The organism is Flavobacterium humidisoli (assembly GCF_023272795.1).
GTDB classification, from domain to species: Bacteria; Bacteroidota; Bacteroidia; order Flavobacteriales; family Flavobacteriaceae; genus Flavobacterium; species Flavobacterium humidisoli.
Map to the genome: position 1 here is coordinate 5,319,357 of NZ_CP096829.1, position 26,486 is coordinate 5,345,842.

Genomic DNA, 26,486 nt, shown 5'->3' on the forward strand with positions numbered 1-26,486 from the left:
AATATAGAAAAGGCATTTAAAATGTTATATTCTTTCTCAAATATAGAGAAAAACGTTTTTACTTTTAACATTCATTAAATTCTTTTATCTCATTTTAAAATCAAAAAAGCTGAATCATTAAGATTCAGCTTTCTTCTATTTTTTTGCCAAATAATTATTTGGTAATCGTATCGGCTTTAACTGTTACCGTTGTATCCATATTAACGGTATCCACTTCTGGTCCAACTGTGTCAATAGTGTTTTGAATAGAATCATTTTCGTATGATTCTGTTGTGGTGCTTTCATTCTTTTTGCAAGAAAATGCCAATCCAGCCAAAAGAACCACGAGAGCAACTTTAGTTTTTATTTGCGTTTTCATAAGTATATTTTTTTATTTGAATAATATCTATTTTTAAGTTTATAAAAATAGTCATTTTCACACATGTGTTCTTTACACAATTTCGAAAACTTATTATATAATCCAGTTACTTCTTTTTCTTTTTTATACTATCTCTTTTCAGTTTCATACTATCTTTTTGCACACCAGATTCGCTTGTATAAGTTGCGCCATCTTCTGCACTTGCGCTAGGCCCTGTCCCGGTCCCCACAGTACTCTGTTTTGACGAGCTACTATTTACCCCATTATTTATAATTTTTGCGGTGTCTTTTACTGCGGTATCAAGCGGTGTTGTGCTTGTTTCTATTTCGTCGCTATATCCATCATTATTGTTTTTACAGGAGCTCATTCCCATTAAAATGATAAGAATCAAAATTTTTACTTTATACATAATAACTTGTTTTACAATTTATACTAAGTAACTATTATTCAAATAATTATGTTTTACAGCATTTGTTTTAATTCTTACATAAAACCACACTGGAAATCCTATAAAATTTTAGAATTAAAGCTGTAAGTATGTTCTACTATTTACGTAGTAGCTTTGAAATGAATGTATTGTATTCTTTAAAAGGATTTAAAAATGGAAAAATCAAATCAAAATATAAACGAAGGAAGCATCACTTCTGGTGATAATGTTTCTTTCTGGATTGATTCTACAGATATAATTGCTTTCGAAAAACCAAATCAGGATATTAAAACCGAAGTTCTAATTATTGGAGGCGGTATTGCTGGACTTACAACTGCTTACAAACTTTTAAAAGCAGGGAAAAATGTAGTTTTGGTAGAAGACGGTTTTATAGGAAGCGGAGAAACTGGAAGAACTACAGCACATTTGACTTGTGCTTTGGATGATCGATATTATTATCTTCAGAATACTTTTGGCAAAGAAAATGCAAGACTTGCAGCCGAAAGCCACACTGCCGCGATTGATGAAATCGAAAAAATTATTAGCGAATTAAACATCGACTGTGATTTTGAAAGAGTAAATGGTTATTTATTCGTTCATCCGAATGATAAAGAAAAAAATCTAGACAAAGAATTTGAAGCCACACAAAATGCAGGATTAGAAACTGTTCTTTTAAATCATACGCCTTCACTCGCAGAATCTCAGGATCAAAGATGTTTGGCTTTTAAAAATCAGGCTCAATTTCATATTTTACATTATTTAAAGGGACTTTCTAAAGCTATAATCGAATTAGGCGGAATTATTTATACAGAAGCACACGCCGAAAATATAACCGAAAAAGGCGCAACCGTAAATGGTTTTGATTTTTCCGCCAAATATGTTGTCGTTGCGACCAACACGCCAATAAACGACGTTTTAGCTATGCACACTAAACAGCACGCTTATAGAACCTACGTTATTGGAGGAAAAATTCCAAAAGGCAGTCTTCCGCATGCTTTATGGTGGGACACTGGAGATCCAGAATCTAAATGGGTAGCGCAACCTTACCATTATGTAAGATTGCAAAATTTTAATGATGAGTATGATTTACTGATTATTGGCGGTGAAGATCACAAAACGGGACAAGGAGATGAGGAAGGAATTTCTGAATTTTCACGCTATGAATTATTAGAAATTTGGGGCAAAAAATATTTTCCATTACTAGATGAAATCAGTTATAAATGGTCCGGACAAGTAATGGAACCTTTTGATTCTTTAGGCTTTCTAGGCAGAAATCCAAACGATAAGAATATCTTTATCATTACGGGAGATTCCGGAAACGGAATGACGCATGCCACTATTGGAGCCATGATTATTTCTGATATGATTCAGGGAATTGAAAATAAATGGCAGGATTTATATAGTCCGTCGCGAATTACTTTTAAAGCAATCGGCGATTATATGAAAGAAGCTGGAAATATGGCATCGCAATATCTTGACTGGATTACGGCATCTGATCTTAAAAACACAGCCGATTTAGAACCTGGAGACGGCGGCATTCTTTCTTTCGGTTTGCGAAAAGTGGCCGTTTATCGAGATTACGACAAAACACTCCATGCCTTTTCTGCTGTTTGTCCACATTTGGGATGTATAGTACAATGGAATTCAGACGAAAAATCTTTTGACTGTCCGTGTCACGGTTCAAGATTTGGATCGGACGGAACGGTATTAAATGGACCAGCCGAAAGCAATTTAAGCAACATAAAAATCAAATGATACTTTCCACTTTTTCATTTTTTTTTACTTGAAAACATCTGTGCAAAATTGTGCAGATGTTTTTTATATGTTGTCAAATTAAACATTTATTTTATCAAAACTGTTTCAAAAAAATAAAGGCTAACTTATATTTGAGTTAGCCTTTATTTTTTTTTAATCTGTTTTTGTCTCTTCATTTCCAAAAGTACTAATATTCATATCAGAACTCTTTTTATGCCTTAGTTCTTCATAATCACTATCATCTCCCCAATCTCCAGTGTTTGGTTTTTGAACAGCATCGTCTCTCTCCTGTAAATTTTGGTCTATGTTTTCCTCATGCGGAAAATACATATGATATCCTAAAATTGGATCCCAATTTGATTCCTGAGTACGATCTACACCTTCCTGGAATAAATCGTTTTGATTATTTCTTGTATCCATTTTTTTCTGGTTTTCACTTTCTTAAAATTGAAAGCTTGATTATCATTTCATTCGCAATTCAGTAAAATTCAACAAATTAAATCATAAAGTTATTATATCATTTTTAAAAAAGTTTATATGATTTTCCAATTTAAAAAAAATTAACATTTTAGAAAAGAATGCTTTAAGATCATTTAAAACCAAAAAGCCTGTAAACATAAAGCTTACAGGCTGTTTCTAACAATCTAAAGTTCTGAAAAAAATTACCTTTAAAAAGTAACCAATTTTACTCCTAATGTAAACCATCTTGAAGGTAGCGGCACTGCTCCTACTTCATAATACGTTGCATTGAAGATATTTTGTCCATCTAAGAAAATGGTGAATTTATCAATTGTCTGACTTACTCTAAAATCATTTACCCAGTAAGAAGGTCCTGTAATTCTTTCGTTAAAACGAGTTGCAAACATCACCGATAGGTTTTTAAACTGATAATCTATTGTATTGGTAATTTGATGTTTTAATGAAGAAATGGAATACTTCGAATACGTTTCTGTACGCGCTGTTTTAAATTCAGAATCTAAATAGGTATATCCTAAAAGAATGTTCAATCTAGAATCTTTAGAGAAATCTAATCTATAAGTTCCTCGCAAATTAATTCCGTTAGTGTTTAAATCTCCTGTATTCTGGCTCTGCCAAGGCTGCGTTGTAAGATTACGCATCCAGTCGATATAGTTGTCAATTTTTCTGTAGAAATAATTCGCATTAAAGCTCAAAGCTCTTTTGTTGTATTTGAATCCGATTTCGCTCTGAAACGCGTTTTCTGAATCTAAATCAGGGTTTCCAACATTTCCGGTTTGTTTCAAATACAAATCTGTAAACGATGGAATTCTTTGGCTTGTTCCCACATTTCCAATAATTTTAAATGCATCTGTAATGGCATAGCTTGCATCAATTCCTGGATAAATCTGCCATTTATAATCTGAATTATAATTTAAATACGTTCCGATATTTACATCTAGTTTTTCAGTAAAACTCGTTCTGTATTCTGCATACAATCCAACATTTTCACGATCGTGATCTCCAATGTTTGAAGAATGAATGTCTTCGTTTCTAAACTCTGCTCCAAAACCAATTTCTCCTTTAGATAATTTAACGGTAGAATTCAATTCTCCCGCAATAGAATTGGTATAATGCTGGCTTCTTCCAACTGCCAAATTTGAGTTTCCTAAATAACGATAATCATCATAATTGTATCTGTAAGTTACTCTCGGCATGATTTTCCAGCTGTCTGTAATCTGATGATTGGACTGAATGTTGGCAAATGTAGTCTGAACAATTTCGGTTGAGTTTTTATCTCCAGGCGCAGCATAAAATCCGTTTGCTCCAAATCCGTTATTGATATAGCCTGCCGAAGCTAAGATTTCATTTTTATCATTAATCTGAACATTTCCCTGATAGAAAATTTTATTGTTTTCGAATGCCGTATTGTAGCGGTATCCGTTGCTTTTATCATGCGAAGCAAAAAGTAAATGCTGTTGTTTTTCTTTACCTAAAACAGCTCCGGCCTGAATTCCTGTTCCATAAAAAGTATCGCCTGTATCTTGCGTATCTTTTTCGAAATTAGAACCTGCGTAAGTGCTTACCATAAAACCAGAATCGGTTGGTTTTTTAGTAATAATATTAATTGCTCCAGTTAAACTGTTAATCCCGTAAATTCTTGCAGCTGGACCGCGAACTACTTCGATTCTTTCAATTGCTTCAACCTGAAGAGGAAGATTCAACATATTATGGGCAGTTTGCGAGTCGATTACTTTTGCTCCGTTCAGCAAAACTACAGTTTGCTCAAAACTTCCACCGTCAACACTAATATCGGCTTGAGTTCCAAATGGCCCTCTTTGTCTAATATCTACTCCGTTGGCATATTGCAATACTTCTTGCAACGTTCTTCCTGGCAATTTTTTAATCGTTTCGCTCGAGATAACATATACATTTCTATTTTGTTTAGAAATTGGTGTATTAAAACGGCCTTCATTAATAATGACTTCATCCATTTGGTTGATGGAATCGTTCTTTGTCTGTGCGTAAAAATTGGTACAAATTACTGTAAAAACAGCAAAATAGATTTTTTTCATTTTGGTTTACTATTTTTTTGGCAAAAGTAAACTCTTACCGTACCAATAAAGCATACCAGTTTTGTAATTATAACTAGTCCGGATGAATAAATGATCTATTTTGCTAAAATCTAAGCAAAATCGAGAGATATTACTTATAAATCAGATATTTACCACGTATTTTTTTAAATGCTGCCAAACCTTCTTTCCAGCTGTTTCTAATTTCTTCTTCCGAAATTCCGGCTTCAATTTGCTGCTGCAGTTTTTCATTTCCTGCACGAATCGCAAATTTTCTTTTGTCGAAAAACTTCGATTTATCAGCTGTAGTCTGATACGCTTTAATAAGCCATTTTATTTCTAATCTATTTACTCTCGGAATTGAAGATAAATCTTCTCCATTGCATTCCATACCATTGTACAATGGATCTTTATCTCCAAAATTAGGTTTTGGAGTAAAGGCGAAATTACTTTTTGGCAGATATGGTGATCCATAAATTTGAAACTGCTTTTCGGTTCCGCGTCCCATGCTCACATTGGTTCCTTCAAAAAGACATAAACTTACGTACAAATTTATAGCTTGATCGTTTGGTAAATTTGGCGAAGGCCGTACTGGCAGGCTATACGTGCTTTTTCTAGTATAATTTAAACATGGAATTACGGTCAATTTACATTGAATTCCGTCTTTCAGCCATTTTTGTCCGTTGATCATTTTAGCTTCTTCGCCCAGAGTCATTCCGTGAAGCAACGGCGTTGGATGCATTCCGATACCGCTTTTAAAAGCAATATCCAAAACTGGACCATCGACAATCGCGATATTCGGATTGGGACGATCCAGTACAATCAGTGGAACATTGTTCTCAGCGCAGGCTTCCATAATACGGTGCATTGTAGAAACGTACGTATATAATCGTGTTCCAACATCCTGCAAATCAAAAATCATAATATCGATTCCTTTTAATTGCTCTGGTGTTGGTTTATTGTTTTTTCCGTAAAGCGAAACAATCGACAAACCTGTTTTAGAATCGATTTCGTCCGATACATGTTCGCCTGCATCGGCAGTTCCTCTAAAACCATGTTCTGGTGCAAAAATCGTTTTGATTTTTACTTTTTGTTCTACTAAAAAATCAACTAGATGTTTTTCTTTAGTGATAATTCCTGTCTGATTGGTAACGATACCGACGGTTTTGCCTTTCAGCAAAGGAAGGTATTTTGCAGAGTTTTCAGCTCCTGTTTTGATTTGCTGTGCAAATGACACTGCCGAAATTAGTATGCAGATTATTATATTTTTCATGATGATTTTTTATTTTTTTCTGCCACGAATTCACGAATTATTTTCTCTAATCTGTGTGAAAAATTACGCGCTGAATTACGGCAATCATTATAAATAATTTGTGAATTACTTTTTCTATTTGCTATCGCTCGAGTAATGGCGAATAAAAGCATTATATAAACCAAAAATTCGTGAATTCGTGACTAATAAACCTTATTAATTTGCTTCCAGATTTTAGCACTAAAATCGTCTTTGTACATTAATCTGTTTGTTCGGGTTGGATTTACGCGATTCGTCAGAATAATTAAAAATCGGTTGGTATTTCTATTCATAAAGAAAAATGTTCCTGTAAAACCCGTATGTCCAAAATCGTCTTTTGTAAAAAACTCGTCTGGTTTTCTTTTGTCAAAACCTAAACCACGGTAAATTCCCTCCTTTGCGAGTGGAGAATCGGTAAACTCTTTTACGACTTTGGCTTTTAGAATCTGTTTTCCTTTATAATTCCCATTATTCATTAACATTTTGCAGATAACGGCAATCGATTCTGCATTGGCAAACAAACCAGCATTTCCAGAAACTCCTCCAAAAATTGCGGCTGCTTCATCGTGCACATAACCTTTAATCGTATCTTTTCTGAAAAAATTATCTACTTCAGTTGGCATTACGTTTTCTATAGAAGTCCATTTTAACGGATTATACCCGATTTTTGAAATGCCTAATTCGGTATAAATTTCATTTGTGAGCTGATCTAGTTTTTTTACTGTTTTCGTTTCAATCATTTGCTTTACCAAAAGAAGATTTAAATCGCTGTACAAATATTTCCCTCTTGGATTGGTATTAGCCGTCGCGATCCTTTCATAAACTGATGGATAAAATTCTGGATTGAGCCACATGTTTTTATATATCTGAACCCAGTTTTCTTTTGACTGAAAAGAAAGATATTTTGAATCGTAAACGATGTTTTTGTTGACAAACATATTATCAAAAGGCTCAGGATATTGCTCTGATTTTTGATTGCTCAACAAAGGCGAATTATCTGGTGTAGAAAGCAATGCTTGATAAAAAGTAATACTCGGCGTTAATCCCGAAGTATGTGTCAACAATTCAAAAAGCGTTAAATTGGAAATGGCTGTGTTTTTGTACATCGGAACAATTTGACCAACTTGATCTGTCAATTTAATTTTTCCATCACCAGCCAAACGCATCGTTACCAGTGTTGCCCCTAAAACTTTAGACATCGAAGCCAAATCAAAAACATCTTCTGATTTTACTAATTGCTTTTTAGTATAATCATGATAACCATAATTTTTAGAAATCAAGTTAAAATCTCCTGTTCCTACAATGATTTGCGCTCCCGGAAAAAAGCCTTTTTCAAGCGCATTGGCCATCATCGAATCAATGTATTTTTCATTTTCTTTAGTATCGCCGTCAATATTTATTTTTTTAGAAGAACGGAAACTCATTCCCAAAAAAACAAAAGAAATAATGATAATACTGAATGTTATCTTTTTCATGATTTACGGATTAATTTTTAAGTCCTGACCTGCCATCAAAGGCTCATTATTGGTTCCTGTAATTTTAATTCGAACAGCTTTTACAGGTTGTTTCGGATAAATCGATGCATTTCCGTAATCAAAATTATCGCCTTTTATAAAATCTGTTCCGTTGTATGAAAACTCTACAAAACCATTATTAATGATAAATCTTGGATGATGCGGAATTCCAGTTAAAACATCTATTTTAGAAGACATTACAGGATTAGTAAAGGTATACAAAATCCAGTCACCGTCTTTACAAGCAACGTCGGTACGTAAATACGATTCTTCATTATAATCTTCTAAATTCGAAATTGGAAACTTCGGATTTTCTGCCATAGACGAAGTCACTTTCACTTCTGGCTCCAGATAAGGCGAACAATTGAATTTTACATTTGCAGCCGACTTTTTCTCTTCTTTATTTTCAACCGTAAAATCTAATCGATACGTATTTTTTTCGTTGTAATTTTCAATCAAAAATCGCAAACGAGGTTTTGATTTTAGAGCTTTTTCATCTCCATAAGTCTGCACTAATTTATCATTTTCAAAAAGTGAAACATTTCTGATTACTCCATTTGTTCCATCATCTGTCGGATTAAAAGTCAGATACCAGATGCCTTTTTTATCAACATGTTCCGAGATATTTTCTGAAATAGTCAAAACTTCTGCTTTTGAAGTATTCCAATTGGCAACAGGCAGTTTTTCAGCCTTTACAGCTGGACTGGCCGAGTATTCATTAAAAAATACTCTAAACATATAACGCTCGTAATCTTTGGTCTGAATTGGTCCAGTATACAAAGGAGATTGTCTTGTTGGCTCATTTCCATCTTTGTCATAACGAACAATGGCATTATCATAAGGAGGTGTTACAGTAATAATTCTGTTTTTATAAATTGCTGTTGGAGGAAAATCCCTGAAAGCAATTCCCATATTGGCCAATCTTTGCAAATGGCTGTTGGTTAATCTTCCATAAAAATCATCCCAGTTTTTATCTTCTTTTTTAGACCATCCAATTTCAGATAAAGCACTGATTCTTGGATAACTCTGATATTCCATGATTCTTGCCGGACGATCCAGATATTCGCTCCATAAAGCGCCTTGCACTCCAATTATATTTTTTTGTTCTTCTGGTGTTAAATCAGCATCTGGAATTGGTTCAAACGAATACGCTCTTTTTGTATCCGTAATTGCAGCCCATCTATGACCGCGTTCTGTCTCAGATTGTGCCATATCATAATACGTAAATTGTCCTGGCATCATGATGGTTTTATACCCTTTTTTTGCAGATTCAATTCCGTAGCTAATGCCCTGCCAAGCAGAAATAAGCGTATTTGGATTGATTTCTCCGCCTTTTAGAATTTCGTTCCATCCATCTGTTTTTTTATGGTATTTGTCTACAATGGTTTGAACCCTTCTAAAGAAATAATTCTGAAGCTGAAAACTGTCTGTAAATCCTTCTTTTGCCATCAAGGCTTGACATTTTGGGCAATGTTCCCAATTGGCACGATTGACTTCGTCTCCCGCAATATGAATATATTCAAAAGGAAACAATCCAGAAACTTCTCTGATAATTGAATCCAGAAGGTCATAATTTTCTTCGCGCCCCACACACCAAACATTTTTTACTTCTCCCTGAACACTTTTAAGTTCTTGCGTTATGGCACAGCCCACTTCTGGATAAGAAGCCGTTACAGCACGCGAATGCCCCGGAATTTCAATTTCTGGCATAACCGAAATACCACGATCTGCCGCATAAGCTACCACTTCTTTAATATCTTCTTGCGTGTAAAAACCTCCATAACGTTTGTCTCCCGAACCGTAAGAAGGCAGCAAAACTTCGCCTGGACCTCTCCAAGCACCTTTCAAAGTTAAATCTGGTAATGATTTGATTTCGATTCTCCAGCCGTTATCATCAGTTAAATGCCAATGAAAAACATTCATTTTATGTGCAGCGAGCCAATCAATATAATTTTTTACGGTTTGTTTGTCGAAAAATTGCCTTGAACAATCTAGCATCATGCCGCGCCAATCAAAACGAGGATAATCTTCAATTTTCACATAAGGAACCGCACCTTTTTTAACTTCTTTTGCAGAACAAATTTGCAGTAAAGTCTGAAATCCGTTTAAAACTCCTTTATCCGTTTTTCCTTTTACAAAAATTCCTTTTTCGTTTATTTCTAATTGATACCCTTCATCTGGAAGATTTAGCTTCTTATCTACTAGAAATGAAATATTATTTTTTCCATGTTTTTTTCCAATAGAAACAATTGGATTAATGCCACTACTTTTTGAAATACCTGTCGTGATATAATCGGCACTGTTTTTTAGTTTTTTATCTACGACTATTTTTAATGGCGAAGGAAAAACAAATTGTCCAGCGCTTTGTTGCACCGAAACAGGTTTTGGAATTATATCTAATTTTTGGGCTTGTACAAAACTAAGCGAGCTTAGAAATAGGGCTAATAGAAGAATACTTTTTCTCATCTCTTTTTATATTTTATTTTGTTGAAAATTCAATCGGACTGCTTTCTGTCTGGGTCTGACTCAAAGCGGTAAGCGCATAAACATAGTTTTCCAAATCGGCATTTGGTACTTCTAGTTTTAGAGCCGTTGTCACATAATAAATAGTCGAAGGATTTGAGAAATCGGTAATTTTTCCTTTTGGAAATCTGTAAATGACATATTTTTTATCATTAAATGCGGCTTTCCAAGTTAAAACGGCTTTGTCGCCTTTTTTGGCAATCACTGCATTTGTTGGCGGTTCTGGTTTTAATCTGACAATTCTATTGGCTTCTGGAGTTAAAGCGATGTATTTATATTCTTTTTCAACAAGAGGTTTTCTTAGCGTATCTCCTTTTTTCAGAAAAGTAGAAGCTGTAAAATGCATGGAACCGTCAATTAAAGGCATTTTGCGAATCATCTCAATCTGTTTTACAATTTGATCAGGACTTCTCCACTCTGGTTCTTTAGCAGTATTCGAAATTTTATAATCGCCGTGTCCAACGTAAACATTTGCTCCATATTTGTGTTCTGCCCACCATTTAGCCAGAACTTCAAAATTGGCGCGGTCAAAACCAATATGCCAGTAGATTTGAGGTGTTACGTAATCGATCCAGTTCTCTTTTTGCCATTTTAAGATATTCGCATACAAATCATCATAATTGGTCGCTCCGGCAGCGGTATTAGAACCTTGCGAATCTTTGGCAATATTTCTCCATACTCCAAAAGGCGAAATTCCGAATTCGACTTCTGGTTTATTGGCAATAATAGTATCTCTAATTTGTTTGATGATTAAATCGACATTATCTCTTCTCCAATCGTCTTTGTCTTTAAACTGACGCGGTTCTTTAGCAAATGCTTTATCATCTGGAAATTCCTGTCCAGCAATTTTATAGGGATAAAAATAATCATCCATATGCACTGCCTGAATATCGTATTTACGAACAATTTCGCCTACGACAGAAGCCACAAAATCTCTCGTTTCTTTTAAGCCTGGATTAAAATATCTTGTTTTTCCGTACGTCAAGAAAAGATCTGGTCTTTTAAAATATAAATGATTTTTTGAAAGCACATCTCTTACCGTATCTTTCTGAACACGATATGGATTAAGCCAAACGTGTACGTTCATTCCGCGTTTTCCTGCTTCATCAATCATCATCTGCAATGGATCAAAACCTGGTGCAACACCCTGAGTTCCGGTTATCCAATGCGATGCAGGTTCTTTTGTCGATTTGTAATACGCATCGGCAGTTGGACGAATTTGAAAAATTACAGTATTCATGTTATAAGAACGTAGATTATCCAGAATGGCAATCATTTCGTTCTTCATTTCTTTATCTGATAATCCTGGTTTAGACGGCCAGTCGATGTTTTCTACAGTAGAAATCCAAGCTGCACGCATTTCTCTTTTTGGAGATTGCTGACTGAAAATTTTGGTCTGGATCAGCAATACCAAAATCATAATTTTTAGGCTTTTCATAAATTATTATTTTAGGTAGTTAGTATAATATTGTTGGCAGAAAAGTTTAACCGAAATCCCAATGGCTATTGGGAGTAGTGGTTTACGCTATGTTCGCAAAAGTTTCTTTTCATTTTATTAATCTCGCAAAGGCGAAGAGGCGCAAAGTTTTATTTTTCTAATCTTCGACGGCTATTTTCGCTCGCAGATTGAGCAGATTTAATTCGCGGAAATTTTGTACTATTCGTGACGAAAAAAAAATCTAGTTAGATTGGCTAAAAAATACCTAACAGGTTTTGAAAACCTGTTAGGATAACCAACCAAAATTTATATATTGCCATAAATAAAATGGCAATACACTTAACGTTTACTGTGTTTTTTAGATAGTATTGAAATAATTGTAAAAAAACAGTAGCTGATATTTTAAAGAATTCTCCCAGTATTTCAGATTATGTTCGCCTGGGCGTTCTATATAATCGTGATTTATTTTTAGATCCAGCATTTTTGCATGAAGTTCTCTGTTTACTTTCATAAAGAAATCATCAACTCCGCAGTCAATAATCAGTTTTAATTTGTTGTCTTTTACCAAGTCTAACATATTGGTAACCGTATTCTGATTCCAGTTTTCTGGGAATTCTGTAATTGGGCCTAATCGTTTTTTAATATCCCAATTTTCAGGAAACGGGCGAAAATCTACCCCTCCGCTCATGCTTCCCGCAGCACCAAAAACATCTTGATGTCTAAATGATAAATACAAAGCACCGTGTCCGCCCATGCTCAAACCTGAAATGGCTCTTGCTTTGCGGCCTGCAATTGTTTTGTATTGTTTGTCAATAAACGGAACCAGTTCTTTTACAACGTAAGTTTCATACTTAAAACTCGGATCTATCGGACTGTCAAAATACCAGCTTGAATAATTTCCATCTACACCAACCACTATAAATCCGTATTGATCTACTTGTTTTCCTAGTTCTTTAAAATCTCTTGCCCATGAAGCATAGTTTCCGCTATAGCCATGAAGCAGATAAACAACTGGAAATGCTTTCTTGCTCTTTTTATAATTATCCGGAACTACTACACAAGTTTTAATGTTCTTCTGCATCGAAGGACTAAAAACTTGCAAAGTGTCAACCTTCGCCGCGTGAACTGCAAAGGCTATAAAAAGAAGAAAGAAAGTGTAAATTGTTTTTTTCATAATTGATGTTTTTATAAAATAATATTTTTGAAAAGCACTGGGAAAATACAAAAAATTACTTCAAACAATCTTTTAAAATAGTTACGGGATGCATGGCTTTTCTGCTCGTTCCATCAAAAATCTGATGGCGGCAGCTGGTTCCTGCGGCTGCAATTTCTGTTGATGGCTCTGTTGCCCTAATTTTCGGAAACAGCGTATCTTCCCCCATCTTCATACTGATTTCGTAATGTTCTTTTTCATAACCAAATGAACCCGCCATTCCACAGCAGCCCGAATTATAAATCGTAACGGTATTATTTTTTGGGATATTCAACATCGCAAAAGAAGCTTCTACGCTACTCAATGATTTTTGATGGCAATGCCCATGTATTTTGATATTTTTCTCTTTTTCAGAAAATTGATCTGCGTGAATTTTTCCGTTTCCAATTTCTCTTTTGAAAAACTCCTCGACCGTAAAAGTATTTTTGGCTAATTTCTCCGCACTTTCCTTATCTGCAGCCAATCGGATATATTCGTCTCTGAAAGTCAATATTGCCGAAGGTTCTATTCCGACTAAAGGCGTGTTTTCAGAAATTATATTTTTAAAAGTATTGACATTTTTGTTCGCAATTTCCTGCGCTTCTTCTAAAAATCCTTTTGAGATAAAGGCTCTTCCGCTTTCTTCATGATCAATTACAATTACTCTGTAACCTAATCTGGTTAACAGTTCGTAGGCATCGATTCCGACTGAAACATCGTAATAATTGGTAAATTCATCACAAAAAAGATAGACACTTCCATTCTCAAAAGACATGTCTGTATTACGCTTTTTTTCCTTTTCATACCATTTTCTAAACGTCTTTGGAGCCAATAACGGCACTTGTCTTTCAGGTGCAATTCCCATACGTTTTTTAATGAATGAAAGATTAGAAGCCCAGTTGGTAACTGATGGCGCAATACTTCCTAGTTCATTCAATTTGGAATTGAAAGCAAAGATTTTATTTCGAAAAGAAAAACCATTTGCTTTTTGATATTGGTATAAAAACTCTGCTTTTAAAGTCGCCACATCAACATTACTCGGGCATTCGCTGGCACAAGCTTTACAACTTACACACAATTCAAAAACCTTATACAATTCTTCGTGATCGAATTTATTTTCTTTTTCCGAATTCGTCAGATATTCTCTTAAAGCATTGGCACGTGCACGCGTAGTATCTTTTTCGTTTCTGGTGGCACGATAACTTGGACATAAAGTGCCACCTGCCGATGGCATTTTTCGGCAATCGCCCGAACCGTTGCATTTTTCGGCAGCACGCAAAACGCCTAAACTATCGGAGAAGTCTTGAATCGTTTTTATCTCAGGTTCAATCCTTCCCGCTTCGAAACGAAGATTTTCATCCATTTTAGAAGCATTTACGATTTTTCCAACGTTCAAAATCGTGTTGGGATCAAATGCTTTTTTTACTCGTTTTAGCAGTTCGTAATTTTTATCGCCAATCATAAACGGCAGAAACTCTCCGCGTAAAATTCCGTCGCCATGTTCACCACTTAACGAACCTCTATATTTTTTTACCAAATGGGCTACTTCGGTAGATAAATTTCGAAACTGATGTAATCCTTCTTTTGTTTTTAAATTTATCTTCGGACGCAAATGCAGTTCTCCCGCTCCAGCATGCGCGTAATAAATCGCACTTTGTCCGTGTCTTTCCATCATTGCGGCAAAATCGGCAATATAATTGGGAAGATCGCTCAATTCTACAGCGGTATCTTCAATAGAATCGGCAGCTTTATCATCTCCCACAATACTTCCTAAAAGTCCAAGGCCTGCTTTTCTTACGTCATTTACTTTATCAATATCTGCGCCATAAATTTTGGGCAAGGCATACCCGAAACCATTGTTTTCCAAATCTTTAATTAGCGCATCAGCCTGCATTTCGGCATCTTCCATGCTAATGTGCGATCCAACTTCGAGCATAATCACTGCTTTTGGTTCACCTACAATAAAAAATCTATTTTTGGCTTGTTCTCTGTTGGTTTTGGTACAATCTAATATCGTATCATCCATCATTTCGCAAGTGTATAGATGATGTTTCATTGCTGTAACAACTGCTTCCAAACTTTCCTGAATGGTATGAAAATGTGCCACAACCATAATAGTATTGGTTGGTGGCAGATCGTCTACTTTTAACGTTATCTCTGTTGTAAATGCCAAAGTTCCTTCACTTCCGCAAAGCAATTTTCCTAAATTGATGGTGTCTTCTGTTCCCGAAAAAAGTTTCGATTTCAGTAAAACGTCAATCGCATAACCCGTATTTCGTCTGTGAATTTCTGGTTTTGGAAATTCTCTTAAGATTTCTTCCTGATTTTCTTTGCTCGAAAGTTCTTCGTAAATCGTTTTATAAATATTGCTTTCTAAAGAATCGCCTTTTGTTTTCTCGATAAATTCTTCAGAGGTTAAATCTTTAAATACTGCAGTAGTTCCGTCGCTTAAAACGGCTTTTATTTCAACTATTTTATCTCTGGTAACGCCATAGCGAATTGAAGTTGTCCCTGACGAATTATTTCCGACCATTCCACCAATCATACATCTATTGGTAGTCGATGTAGTTGGTGCAAAAAAGAGCCCGTGGGGTTTTAGATATAAATTCAGTTCATCGCGAATTACTCCGGGCTGAACGGTTATGGTTTTCTTTTTAGGATCAAAAGAAACAATTTTATTAAAATGTTTAGAGACATCTACAATAATTCCGCTTCCTATTGTCTGTCCTGCCAAAGATGTTCCTGCTGTTCTTGGCGTTATTGATATTTTGTTTTTTGAAGCAAAACGAATAATATTAACAATATCATTTTCTGATTTTGGAATCGCCACCGCAAGAGGCATTATTCTATAGGCAGAAGCATCTGTTGCGTATATTTTTTTATGAAGGTCATCATAAAAAAGAGTTCCTTCTAGTGAAGTTTCTAATTCTTGTAGTTGGAGAGAATCGGACATTTAATTTGGTTCTGTTGCTTTTGGTTCTTTAATAAACATTTATTTCTGCACTGCACTAAAAAGTTATTGGGCAAAAACAAAACATTCTAAATCTTATTAGAATTCAATATTTATTAAAGTTCCTATCTAGAAGCTTGAACTTCTTTTACATACACCTGAGAAATAGTAAGCACAGAAGGATTTTTTTCATAAATATATCTGACTAATAAATTAGTTTTAACAAATATAGATACAAAAAGCATACAAATACATTATTTTGCGTTTTTTAACATAATAAAATTAAAATAACGCAACAAAACGCAAAATTACATTAAACAAATAGTAAGTTATAAGATAAATACACCAGATTTTCTATATTCATCTAATTTTTCATCTTCTGGATCTAATTCTGTCACAATAGTATCCAATTGCGTAAGATCGCAAACACCATGAGGCATTTTGGTATTTAATTTATTTGAAGCAAACATGGAAACCACTCTATCAGAAGCTTCTATCATTGCTTTTTTTACAATTGAAATTTCATAACCTACTTCTGTAAGGCCTTGTTTGATATTAATACTGCTGGCACCGATAAAACAAATATCAGCTTTAATTTTAGAAACTACCTGAATCACATCCATACCTATCGTAACCATTGCGTTTTTCTGCATTTTTCCGCCAATAAAAATCAAGTCAATATTAGGATGTTGAGACAACTGCATGGCTATTGGTAAACTATAAGTATATATTGTAGCTTTCAAATCGGCGGGAATTAACTTTGCAAAAACTAAATTAGTGCTTCCTCCACTCATTATAATAACCTGATCGTCATGAAGAAGAGATAATGCCTTTATCACGATTTGCTTTTTCTGTTCTTCTGCAGTTATGGCAATATCAAAAACATTTGCAGGTTTTTCTTTAACTTGAACAGCACCTCCATATACTTTCTCTAACAGCTTTCTGCTATCCAATTCGTTCAAATCTCTTCTAATGGTGTCTTCAGACAAATCGAGAGCCAAAGCTAAATCTGTTGTAACAACTTTTTGGTCTTCAATAAGTTTAGTCATTATGTATTTATGTCTCTCGGCTTTCAGCATTTTTTTTATAAAAGTTAAAATTCATCACAAATATATCAAATATTTCATTCCATATCAGAAAAGAGCCTAAAAACTGCAAAATAATGCATTAGTAAGATTTTAAAAACAAAATCAATAATTATTTTTTATTAAAATCTGCGTTATTTTGCGTTTTTTAAATTATTTTTCGAAAAAAAGTTCAAAATAATGCATTTATATGCAATAAATAAATATATTTGCTCAACAACAACCATAAAAAACCAGATTAATCATGAAAAAGTTACTCTTTATTTCAGTGTTGTTTTTGTGCATTCAAGCAGCATTTGGACAAGCAAAAACAGTTACTGGAACAGTAAAAAGCAAAACAGACGGAATTCCAATTCCAGGAGTCAGCGTCATTATTCAAGGAACAAATAATGGCACAACTACTGACTTCGATGGAAACTACAGCATTTCTGTAGCACCGGGACGAACGCTAAGCTTTAGTTACATGGGTTATGAAACCCAATTAATTAAAGTGGAAAGCCAACAGAAAATAAATGTTGGTCTTATAGAAAGCACTTCGAAATTAGACGAAGTTGTTGTTGTAGGTTTTGCTTCTCAGAAAAAAACGAACTTAACAGGAGCTGTTGCCAATATTGATGTTGCTAAAACAATTGGAAGCAGACCTTTAACCGATGTTAGTAAAGCTTTACAAGGTACTACTCCGGGTGTAAACATTAATTTTAACTCAGGAAATATTAACCGTGCCGCAAAAATAAACATTCGTGGAGCGGGTACAATTAATGGTTCAGACGATCCTTTAATATTAGTAGACGGTGTTCCTACAGATTTATCATTAATTAACCCAAATGATATCGCAACGATGTCTGTACTTAAAGATGCTGCTTCTGCATCTATTTATGGTGCTCGTGCTGCGTTTGGTGTTGTTCTTATTACTACAAAAAGCGGAAAAACAGGCGAAGGAAAAGTGAGATTTTCTTATTCTGCAAACACTGCTTTTACAAATCCAATTTCTACACTTAAATTCTTAGATCCAACAGAAGAAATTCCAGGATTAATTGCTGCAGGGACAAGAACGGATGGTTCTACTCCAGAGATTTTTGGCCAGAACTATAGCATTTTGTTAGACGGAATTAAAAATTGGAAACAAAAATACGCAAACAATCGTACGAGTAATGAAATGGTTTATGGAGAAGATTGGGAAATAAAAAATGGGGTTCCTTATTTTTACAGAGTTTGGGATGCTAATAAAGAATTGTATGCCAGCAATGCGTTACAAACTACACACAATATTTCTGCTCAAGGAAACTTAGGAGATAAAAGTTCATTCTTTGCTTCGTTCGGACTTACTAACCAAGATGGTATGTTAAGAGTAAATCAGGAAAAAAGACAAAGAATCAACATCAATTTAGGTTTTACAACAAAATTAGCAGATTGGCTTACTGGAGATTTCAAAGTAATGACAATCAACAGTTCTTACGATCAGCCATTTAACTATTATGGAGGTTCTGGAACTGATGACACAGGTTACGGAGGTTACTTTGGTTATGCGCTTCGTTGGGGGCAATATTTCCCGAATTTTGGAACTTACAGAGGATACAATTTCCGTACAGCTGGAGGATATCTATCTAATGCTTCTAGAAACGAAAACAACAAACGCAATACAAGGTTAAGCGCTAGATTTACAGCAGACATTACAAAAGATTTAAACCTTATCACTGAGATAAGCAGCGTAAACGATTATTATAACAGAAAACAAAATGGTGGTAAATTCTTAGCATGGGACAGCTGGTCTGCAATGCCATATGATGCTACTACAATTCAAACTGCTACTCCTGCAACTCTTGAAACAGGAAACGATTTTGTGGGACAATCAAAACAGGAGTCGACTACAAATGTGGTAAACATTTATGGTAACTATAAAAAACAATTTGACAAACATAATTTCAAATTCTTAGCTGGTTTCAACTCAGAATGGCAAAATTTATCGCGTAACTATGCGAGAAGAAATACCCTTTTAGACAAATCAAAACCAGAATTTAATCTTGCAGTAGGGGAACAATTTGTTTCTGGAGCTGCAAACACAGATTTAAATCCAACGGTAACAGAATACTCTATTGCAGGTTTCTTTGGACGTGTGAATTATGATTACAACGGAATTTATTTAGTAGAGCTTAATGCTCGTTATGATGGTTCATCAAGATTTCCAACTAACGAACAATGGGGATTCTTCCCTTCTGCTTCTGTAGGATACAAAATTGTGAACGAGAAATTTATGGAAGGAACTCGCGGATGGTTAAACGATCTTAAATTGCGTGGTTCTATCGGATCAATTGGAAACCAAAATGTTGGAAACAATGCTTTCTTATCAATTATGACAGCTAAAAATCCTTCTTGGATTAACAGTGGTGCTACTCTCCCACCTTCTACAAATTTACCAACTAACGTAGATCCTGCCTTAACTTGGGAAAAAGTAATGACCAAAGATGTGGGTATCGATGTTAAAATATTTGATATGCTTGGTGCTTCTTTTGACTGGTACCAACGTGATACAAAAGGAATGCTTGCTCCAAGTATAACACTTCCAGGTTCATTTGGACAGACTTCTGCTCAGACGAACTCAGGAAATATGAGAACTAAAGGCTGGGAGCTTTCATTAAACTTTAATAAAAACTTAAGCGAAACTGCTTCTGTTTTTGTTGATCTTGCTTTATCTGATTCTAAATCGGTTATTACAAAATGGAACAACTCATCTAAATTATTAGCTTTAGTAACAACTGACACTAAACCTTACTATGATGGTTTCGAAATCGGTCAAATCTGGGGATTAACTGCGGACAGACTTCTTCAGGCTGATGACGTGATTACCAACAACGGAAAAACAGTAAATGGCGTTGACTACTCTAAAACAATGGGTGGAAACTTTAAATATGGAGCTGGAGACGTTCATTATGTAGATGTAGATGGTGACGGAGCTATTACTCGTGGAGCTGGAACTGCTGATGATCATGGAGATTTGAAAAAAATTGGTAACTCTACGCCTCGTTACAGATACGGTATCACATTAGGTGGTAAATTCCGCGGATTTGATATTTCTACTTTCTTCCAAGGTGTTGGAAAACGTGATTACTGGGCTGCTTCAGATGCTGTATTGCCTTTCTTCCGTGCGCCTCAGCAAATGTATGCCAACCAAGCAGATTACTGGACTCCAGAAAATACAGATGCTTATTTCCCAAATCCATACTATGGTAACGAAGCAAATACTTTTGGGTCAGGTACTCAAGGTCAGAACAACTTTGTTACTTCGACAAGATATTTGTTAGACATGTCTTATTTCCGTCTAAAAAACTTTACTATCGGATATAATTTGCCAGTAGCTCTTGTGAAAAAAGCAGGATTAGAAAAAGTAAGATTATATACTTCTGGCGAAAATATTGCGACTTGGGCAGACAAACGTCTTCCTGTAGATCCTGAAATCGACGAAACAGAAGTTTTCTGGGGAAGAGCTTATCCTTACACAAAAACATGGTCAGTTGGTGTTGATATCTCTTTCTAATCTCTAACTATTCAAAACTCTTACAATGAAAAAATATAATATAAAATCTAAGTTTCTGCTAATGTTTGCTACTGCTTTACTTGCAGGAAGCGCAGTTAGCTGTTCAGATTATCTTACTGATGATCCAGCAGATAAATTTACAAACGATAACTTTTGGCAGTCAGAAGATAACGTAAAAACCTTTTCATGGCTTAATTATGATACTTTTTATGGTTATGGAAACGGAACAACAATCGGACTTTCTTTCTTCTACTATCATGGAAGTGATTACAGAGTAGATGATAACTTGTCTGCCTTTACTTTCTATCAAATGCCAGTTACAGCTGCAACTACGAATCTTTATTCATGGAATGAATACTACACGCTTATCCGCCGTTGTAATCTAATGCTTGAAAAAATACCAGCAGTAAGCATGTCTACTGAAAAAAAGAACCACTATATTGGAGTTGCTAAATTTTTTAGAGCTTACACCTATTTCCGTTTAGTGCAAAAATTTGGTGATGTGCCCTATACTGATCAATATTTAGCTCAAGGTGACGCAGAAGTGTATGCGCCTGCAAAACCAAGAGCCGAAATTATGGACAAAGTAATTGCAGAATTACAAGAAGCTGCAGATTTAATGTTGGTTAACGATGATAAAAACGTTACGGCAAATAAATACACGGCTTACGCTGCTTTAAGCAATGCTTGTCTTTATGAAGGCACATACAGAAAATATCATTTAGGACAAGATGGAAGTGCTTATTTGAACAAGGCAAAAGCAGCTTCATTAATGATCATGAATAATCCAAGCTACAAATTAAATGCAGATTGGAAAGGACTTTACAATTCAGTTGAATTACTTGGAAATACTGAAGTGATATTGGCAAAACGTTACTTGACAAACGTATTAATGCATTCTCTTCAAAACTATACAAATACTTCAACGATTCAGTATGGTTTAACAAAATGGGCCGCTGACAGTTATGTAACTACAAACGGATTGCCTATTCAGCAAGCTGGAAACAGCCAGTACACCGGTGACGATACTCCAGCAAAAACATTTGCTAATAGAGATCCACGTTTTGGTAAAACGGTAAATCCTGCTAACTACGGTTACAAAGGAAAACCTTTTGGTACAACTGCTTTGGTTTCTATGTCTGGATATGTATTTGAGTTGTACAACAACCCTGCTACAACAGGCCCAGATGTAACAACTGGTGGACGTAATTATACAGATGCTCCATTATTTACTTTAAGCGAAGTATATTTAAATTATGCCGAAGCTTGCGCTGAGTTAGGAACAGCAACCAACAGTGATCTTGATCTATCAATCAATAAAGTTCGTGCACGTGCTGGAATTGCTCCTCTAACAACAGATGGAACAAATGCTTCTGCAAATGGCGTTCAAATTAATGACCCAAGAAGAACTTCTTCTTTAGAGCAATTAACTGGAGTAGTAAATCCGTTAATCTGGGAAGTTCGTCGTGAGCGTCAAATTGAGTTCATGAGCTGGACAACTTTAAGACAGGCTGATATTTACCGTTGGAAAAAAGGAGATTACTTAGACACTAACAAAAACCCTGATGTAAATCTTGGTGCTAGAATTGGTTCTCCTGTTGGTTCTCAAACTGTTGTAGACGCTAACGGATATGTAAAAATCTATCCTGTAAGCACAAGGACTTTCGAACCTAAGCATTATTTAATGAACATTCCAACGAATGACATTGATTTGTACAAAGCTCAAGGTATCGATTTAAAACAAAATCCAGGCTGGTAATTTTCGTTAAAAACTGAAAAAACAGCATCTAATTAAACTGCCTCCGACGTGAGACTTTTCGGAGGCAGTCTTTTAAATACTCTTTTCAAACACATTGTGACCGATAAAAAGGCCAAATAAAAAAATTAATCCTGATTCATACAGGTTATATCTTGTTAGTTTTTAGATTCCCCAAATCTGCCTAAAACATTCATATACTCCGATAAAATCTTAATTTTATTAGTCCATTTTGTCTCTAACTAATAACTGTATTAAAATGATAAAATTTATAGCAAAAAGTGCTTTTATTACAGCATTTCTGTTTTATACCCCGTCCTATTCGGCAAACATTCAGCCAAATAAAAACGTTATTACAGCAGAAATCAATAACGCTGTTATAAAAACAGGTGCAGACAATTACGAAAAATATTTACCACTTTTAAAAGATAAAAAAGTTGGAATTGTAACCAACCAGACTGGAATTTTATCTGATAAAACACATGTGGTTGATTTTCTATTGGAGAAAAAAATTGCTGTTCAGACTATCTTTGCTCCCGAGCACGGATTTAGAGGAACAGCCGATGCCGGCGAACATATTGTTGACGGAAAGGATCCTAAAACAGGACTTCCGATAATTTCGCTTTATGGCGACAACAAAAAACCAAAAACAGCACAGTTATCTGGAATAGATGTTATGATTTTTGACTTGCAAGATGTTGGAGCAAGATTTTACACCTACATTTCTTCTTTGCATTATGTAATGGAAGCTTGTGCAGAAAACAATATTCAGCTTATTGTTTTTGATCGTCCAAATCCAAATGGTTCTATTGTTGACGGACCGCTTTTAGAAAAAGAATTTACCAGTTTTGTTGGTATGCACCCTATTCCGCTTTTGCACGGAATGACAATTGGTGAATATGCACAAATGGTCAATGGAGAAAAATGGCTCAAAGATGGCGCTCAATGTAAACTAACCGTGATTCCGTGTGTAGATTACAGCAGAACAATGCCATACAGTTTATTGGTAAAACCGTCTCCGAATTTGCCAAATGACCAGTCTATAAATTTATATGCAAGTTTATGTCTTTTTGAAGGAACAAACGTAAGCATGGGACGTGGAACTGAAAAACAATTTCAAATCTATGGTTCTCCATTTTTAAGTAAAACCAATTTCAGTTTTACCCCGAAGCCAAATTTTGGCGCTAAAGATCCTTTATACAATGGAAAAGAATGTTTTGGAGAAGATTTGACGGCTTATCCAAAATTGAAACAATTAGAATTGAAATGGCTTATTAAAGCGTATCAGAATACCAGCGATAAAACAAAATTCTTTAACGGATTTTTTACCAAACTAGCCGGAACAAAAAAACTGCAGCAGCAAATTGAAAGCGGTGTTTCTGAAGCTCAGATAAGAAAGACTTGGCAGAAAGACTTAGAAGCTTTCAAAAAAATGCGAACAAAATACCTTATTTATAAATAATATTTTTTAATTCACTCCCCCCTTTCCAATCTTCTATTTTTAAATAAAATAGAAACTATTAATGTAAAATAGTGAAACCTGAAATTCTAAAAATTTTGGTTTCAAAAATCAAAAAAAAAGAAAAATGAAAAATAAAAATCCTGAAACTGAACAAGAATCTTTGTACAAAGACTTGGATCAAATGAGCGTGAAAGAACTTCTTACAAACATTAATACAGAAGACAAAAAAGTTCCGCATATTATTGAAGAACAGATTCCTAAAATAGAAAAACTGGTTAAGGCTATTGTTAAAAAAATGCAGCTGGGCGGGAGATTATTTTATATAGGAGCCGGAACTTCTGGGAGAATCGGAATTTTAGATGCATCTGAATGTCCACCAACTTTTGGCGTGCCTCATGATATGATTATCGGAATTATTGCAGGTGGAGACACTGCCATCAGAAAAGCGGTAGAAAATGCTGAGGACGATACTGAACAAGCATGGAAAGATTTGGCAAAATTCGAAATTTCAAGTTTGGATATGATTATCGGAATCGCTGCTTCTGGCAATACACCTTACGTTTTAGGGGCACTTAAAAAAGCGAAAGAACACAATATTAAAACTGGAAGTATTTCTTGCATCAGCAACGGACTTATCGCTCAAGAAGCCGATTATCCGATTGAATTAATTGTAGGCCCTGAGTTCTTAACCGGAAGCACCAGAATGAAAGCAGGAACAGCACAGAAACTAACTCTAAATATGATTTCTACTTCGGTAATGATCAAATTAGGAAAAGTAAAAGGCAACAAAATGGTCGACATGCAGCTGTCTAACGAAAAACTCGTAAAACGCGGTATCAAAATGATTATGGAAGAACTTGGCATTGAATATGATGCAGCCGAAGAATTATTGCACACGCATAAAAGCGTTAGAGCCGTTCTCCTAGCTCACAACAAAAATCAGGAAAACTAAAAACCACACTATCAAAATCTTTTTATAGATTTATACAAATTCAAAAGCTGAATAAATTCATTTTTTGGAGTTTTTAACAACGACCTGACAGAGTAAAATCTGTTAGGTCAATTAAAAAATTTCTGATCTGAATTATTTTAAAAAACCAAAAATCACCAAAACTATAAAATGACACCAAGTACCATCCTTCTTCTTATCATCATTTATTTCGGAACATTATTCTACATCTCGCACAGAGTCAGCAGAAAAGACAGCGGAAATGAAGCCTTTTTTACAGCCAATAAAAATTCAAAATGGTATTTAGTTGCTTTCGGTATGATCGGAACAGCACTTTCTGGAGTAACCTTTATTTCTGTTCCCGGAGAAGTTGGCGCACCAAGCGGTGAACAATTTAAATATTTTCAGTTTGTTTTAGGAAACGCACTTGGATTTATTGTCATTACCAAATTATTGCTGCCTTTATATTATCGAATGAATCTGACATCGATTTATGGATATATTGAGCAAAGAATGGGATTTTTCAGTTATAAAACAGCTGCTTCTATTTTCTTGATCAGCCGAACGATAAGTTCTGCTTTCAGATTGTATTTGGTGGTAATCGTTTTACAGCGTTTTGTTTTCGATTTTTATCATGTTCCTTTTGCATTTACGGTTTTAATTTCACTACTTCTTATTTTCTCTTATACGTATAGAGGCGGATTAAAAACAATTATTATTACCGATACTTTACAAACATTTTTCCTTGTAACTTCTGTTTTTCTTACTATCTATTTCATTTGCGACCGTATGGATTTAAGTGCCATTAGCGCTTTTGAAGAAGTAAAAAACAGTAACTATTCTAAGATCTTTTTCTTTGATGATTTTATGGGAAGTAAATTCCATTTTGTAAAACAAATTCTTGGCGGAATGTTCGTAACCATTGCCATGACAGGACTTGATCAAGATTTAATGCAAAAAAACTTGAGCTGTAAAAACATTGGCGAAGCACAAAAAAACATGTTCACTTTTACGGGAATATTTGTTGTCATTAATATTTTCTTTTTGAGTGTTGGAGCGCTTTTATACATCTATGCCAATAAAAACGGAATTGCAGTTCCTACCGATTTAATTACGGGCAAACCAAGAACCGATTTACTTTTCCCTGAAATTGCTTTAAATCATTTAGCACTTGTTCCTGCCATCGTATTTTTATTGGGAATTATTGCCGCCACTTTTGCAACCACAGATTCTGCCCTAACAGCCTTAACGACTTCTTTCTGTGTAGACTTCTTAGGCATGGATAAAGCAGAAAACAGCCATAAAAAAAACACAGTAAGAATTAGACATTTAGTTCATATTAGTTTCTCTATTTTAGTCTTTTTCATCATTATTATTTTCAATTCGATCAATGACAGTTCGGTGGTCGGAATGATCTTTAAGGTTGCTTCTTATACTTACGGTCCGTTATTAGGATTGTATGCTTTTGGTTTATTCCAAAAATCACGACATGTAAATGACAAACTGGTTCCGTTTATCTGTTTACTATCTCCATTATTTACCTATTTTATCAATGAATATTCTAAAGTTTTATTTGCAGGATATGTTTTTGATAACGAACTAATTATACTAAACGGATTAATTACTTATTTAGGATTATTTATTACGAGTTCACGCAGTGAGAAAGAAATAAGTTTCTAATTCAGCCTATCCAAAATTTACTAATCGATTAAAAATTTATTATTTG

The 26,486-nt window shown here is 34.8% G+C and carries 17 protein-coding genes; 6 read left to right on the forward strand and 11 right to left on the reverse strand.

All coding sequences use genetic code 11. From position 1 onward, the window contains the following. Positions 1–154: 154 nt before the first annotated feature. A complete protein-coding gene (locus tag M0M44_RS22385) occupies positions 155–358 on the reverse strand; it encodes a hypothetical protein (protein ID WP_248727717.1) in 204 nt (67 codons plus the stop codon). 106 nt (positions 359–464) lie between these two features. Further along, positions 465–767, reverse strand: coding sequence for a hypothetical protein (locus M0M44_RS22390; protein ID WP_248727718.1), 303 nt, complete (start codon positions 765–767; stop codon positions 465–467). 192 nt (positions 768–959) lie between these two features. On the opposite strand from M0M44_RS22390, the gene M0M44_RS22395 reads away from it, so the two are divergent. Then, entirely contained in the window at positions 960–2,540 is a 1,581-nt protein-coding gene (locus tag M0M44_RS22395; protein ID WP_248727719.1) for an FAD-dependent oxidoreductase, read from the forward strand. Between the two features lie 153 nt (positions 2,541–2,693). Here M0M44_RS22395 and M0M44_RS22400 read toward each other — a convergent pair whose 3' ends face one another. The 9 genes from M0M44_RS22400 to M0M44_RS22440 all read right to left on the reverse strand — a co-directional run bounded on the left by M0M44_RS22400 (position 2,694) and on the right by M0M44_RS22440 (position 17,055). Then, entirely contained in the window at positions 2,694–2,960 is a 267-nt protein-coding gene (locus M0M44_RS22400; protein ID WP_248727720.1) for a hypothetical protein, read from the reverse strand. Positions 2,961–3,208: 248 nt separating this feature from the next. Continuing rightward, a complete protein-coding gene (locus tag M0M44_RS22405) occupies positions 3,209–5,071 on the reverse strand; it encodes a TonB-dependent receptor plug domain-containing protein (protein WP_248727721.1) in 1,863 nt (620 codons plus the stop codon). A 130-nt stretch (positions 5,072–5,201) separates the two neighbouring features. Next, positions 5,202–6,341, reverse strand: coding sequence for an exo-beta-N-acetylmuramidase NamZ family protein (locus M0M44_RS22410; RefSeq protein WP_248727722.1), 1,140 nt, complete (start codon positions 6,339–6,341; stop codon positions 5,202–5,204). Between the two features lie 182 nt (positions 6,342–6,523). Beyond that, positions 6,524–7,834 (reverse strand): serine hydrolase domain-containing protein, encoded by a 1,311-nt coding sequence (locus M0M44_RS22415; protein WP_248727723.1) that lies wholly within the window; start codon positions 7,832–7,834, stop codon positions 6,524–6,526. A 3-nt stretch (positions 7,835–7,837) separates the two neighbouring features. After that, positions 7,838–10,339, reverse strand: coding sequence for a beta-N-acetylhexosaminidase (locus tag M0M44_RS22420; protein WP_248727724.1), 2,502 nt, complete (start codon positions 10,337–10,339; stop codon positions 7,838–7,840). Positions 10,340–10,352: 13 nt separating this feature from the next. Then, positions 10,353–11,834: a glycoside hydrolase family 10-like protein gene (locus M0M44_RS22425; protein WP_248727725.1), complete on the reverse strand. Its 1,482-nt coding sequence runs from the start codon at positions 11,832–11,834 to the stop codon at positions 10,353–10,355. A 358-nt stretch (positions 11,835–12,192) separates the two neighbouring features. After that, positions 12,193–13,008 (reverse strand): alpha/beta hydrolase, encoded by an 816-nt coding sequence (locus M0M44_RS22430; RefSeq protein ID WP_248727726.1) that lies wholly within the window; start codon positions 13,006–13,008, stop codon positions 12,193–12,195. Positions 13,009–13,063: 55 nt separating this feature from the next. Next, positions 13,064–15,979 carry an FAD-binding and (Fe-S)-binding domain-containing protein gene (locus M0M44_RS22435; RefSeq protein WP_248727727.1) on the reverse strand — a complete coding sequence of 972 codons (2,916 nt, stop codon included), beginning with the start codon at positions 15,977–15,979 and terminating at the stop codon, positions 13,064–13,066. Between the two features lie 326 nt (positions 15,980–16,305). Next, entirely contained in the window at positions 16,306–17,055 is a 750-nt protein-coding gene (locus tag M0M44_RS22440; protein ID WP_248727728.1) for a DeoR/GlpR family DNA-binding transcription regulator, read from the reverse strand. A gap of 250 nt (positions 17,056–17,305) precedes the next feature. On the opposite strand from M0M44_RS22440, the gene M0M44_RS22445 reads away from it, so the two are divergent. From M0M44_RS22445 to M0M44_RS22465, 5 genes are all read left to right on the forward strand, one after another. Beyond that, a complete protein-coding gene (locus M0M44_RS22445) occupies positions 17,306–20,593 on the forward strand; it encodes a SusC/RagA family TonB-linked outer membrane protein (RefSeq protein ID WP_248727729.1) in 3,288 nt (1,095 codons plus the stop codon). A 25-nt stretch (positions 20,594–20,618) separates the two neighbouring features. Then, entirely contained in the window at positions 20,619–22,352 is a 1,734-nt protein-coding gene (locus M0M44_RS22450; protein ID WP_248727730.1) for a RagB/SusD family nutrient uptake outer membrane protein, read from the forward strand. 256 nt (positions 22,353–22,608) lie between these two features. Next, positions 22,609–23,811, forward strand: a complete 1,203-nt coding sequence (locus M0M44_RS22455; RefSeq protein WP_248727731.1) for an exo-beta-N-acetylmuramidase NamZ family protein — start codon at positions 22,609–22,611, stop codon at positions 23,809–23,811. A gap of 124 nt (positions 23,812–23,935) precedes the next feature. Continuing rightward, the gene (murQ, locus tag M0M44_RS22460) at positions 23,936–24,763 is read left to right on the forward strand and encodes an N-acetylmuramic acid 6-phosphate etherase (protein ID WP_248727732.1); all 828 of its coding nucleotides are present in this window, start codon (positions 23,936–23,938) and stop codon (positions 24,761–24,763) included. A gap of 168 nt (positions 24,764–24,931) precedes the next feature. Beyond that, positions 24,932–26,440: a sodium:solute symporter gene (locus M0M44_RS22465; protein WP_248727733.1), complete on the forward strand. Its 1,509-nt coding sequence runs from the start codon at positions 24,932–24,934 to the stop codon at positions 26,438–26,440. Positions 26,441–26,486 lie beyond the last annotated feature (46 nt).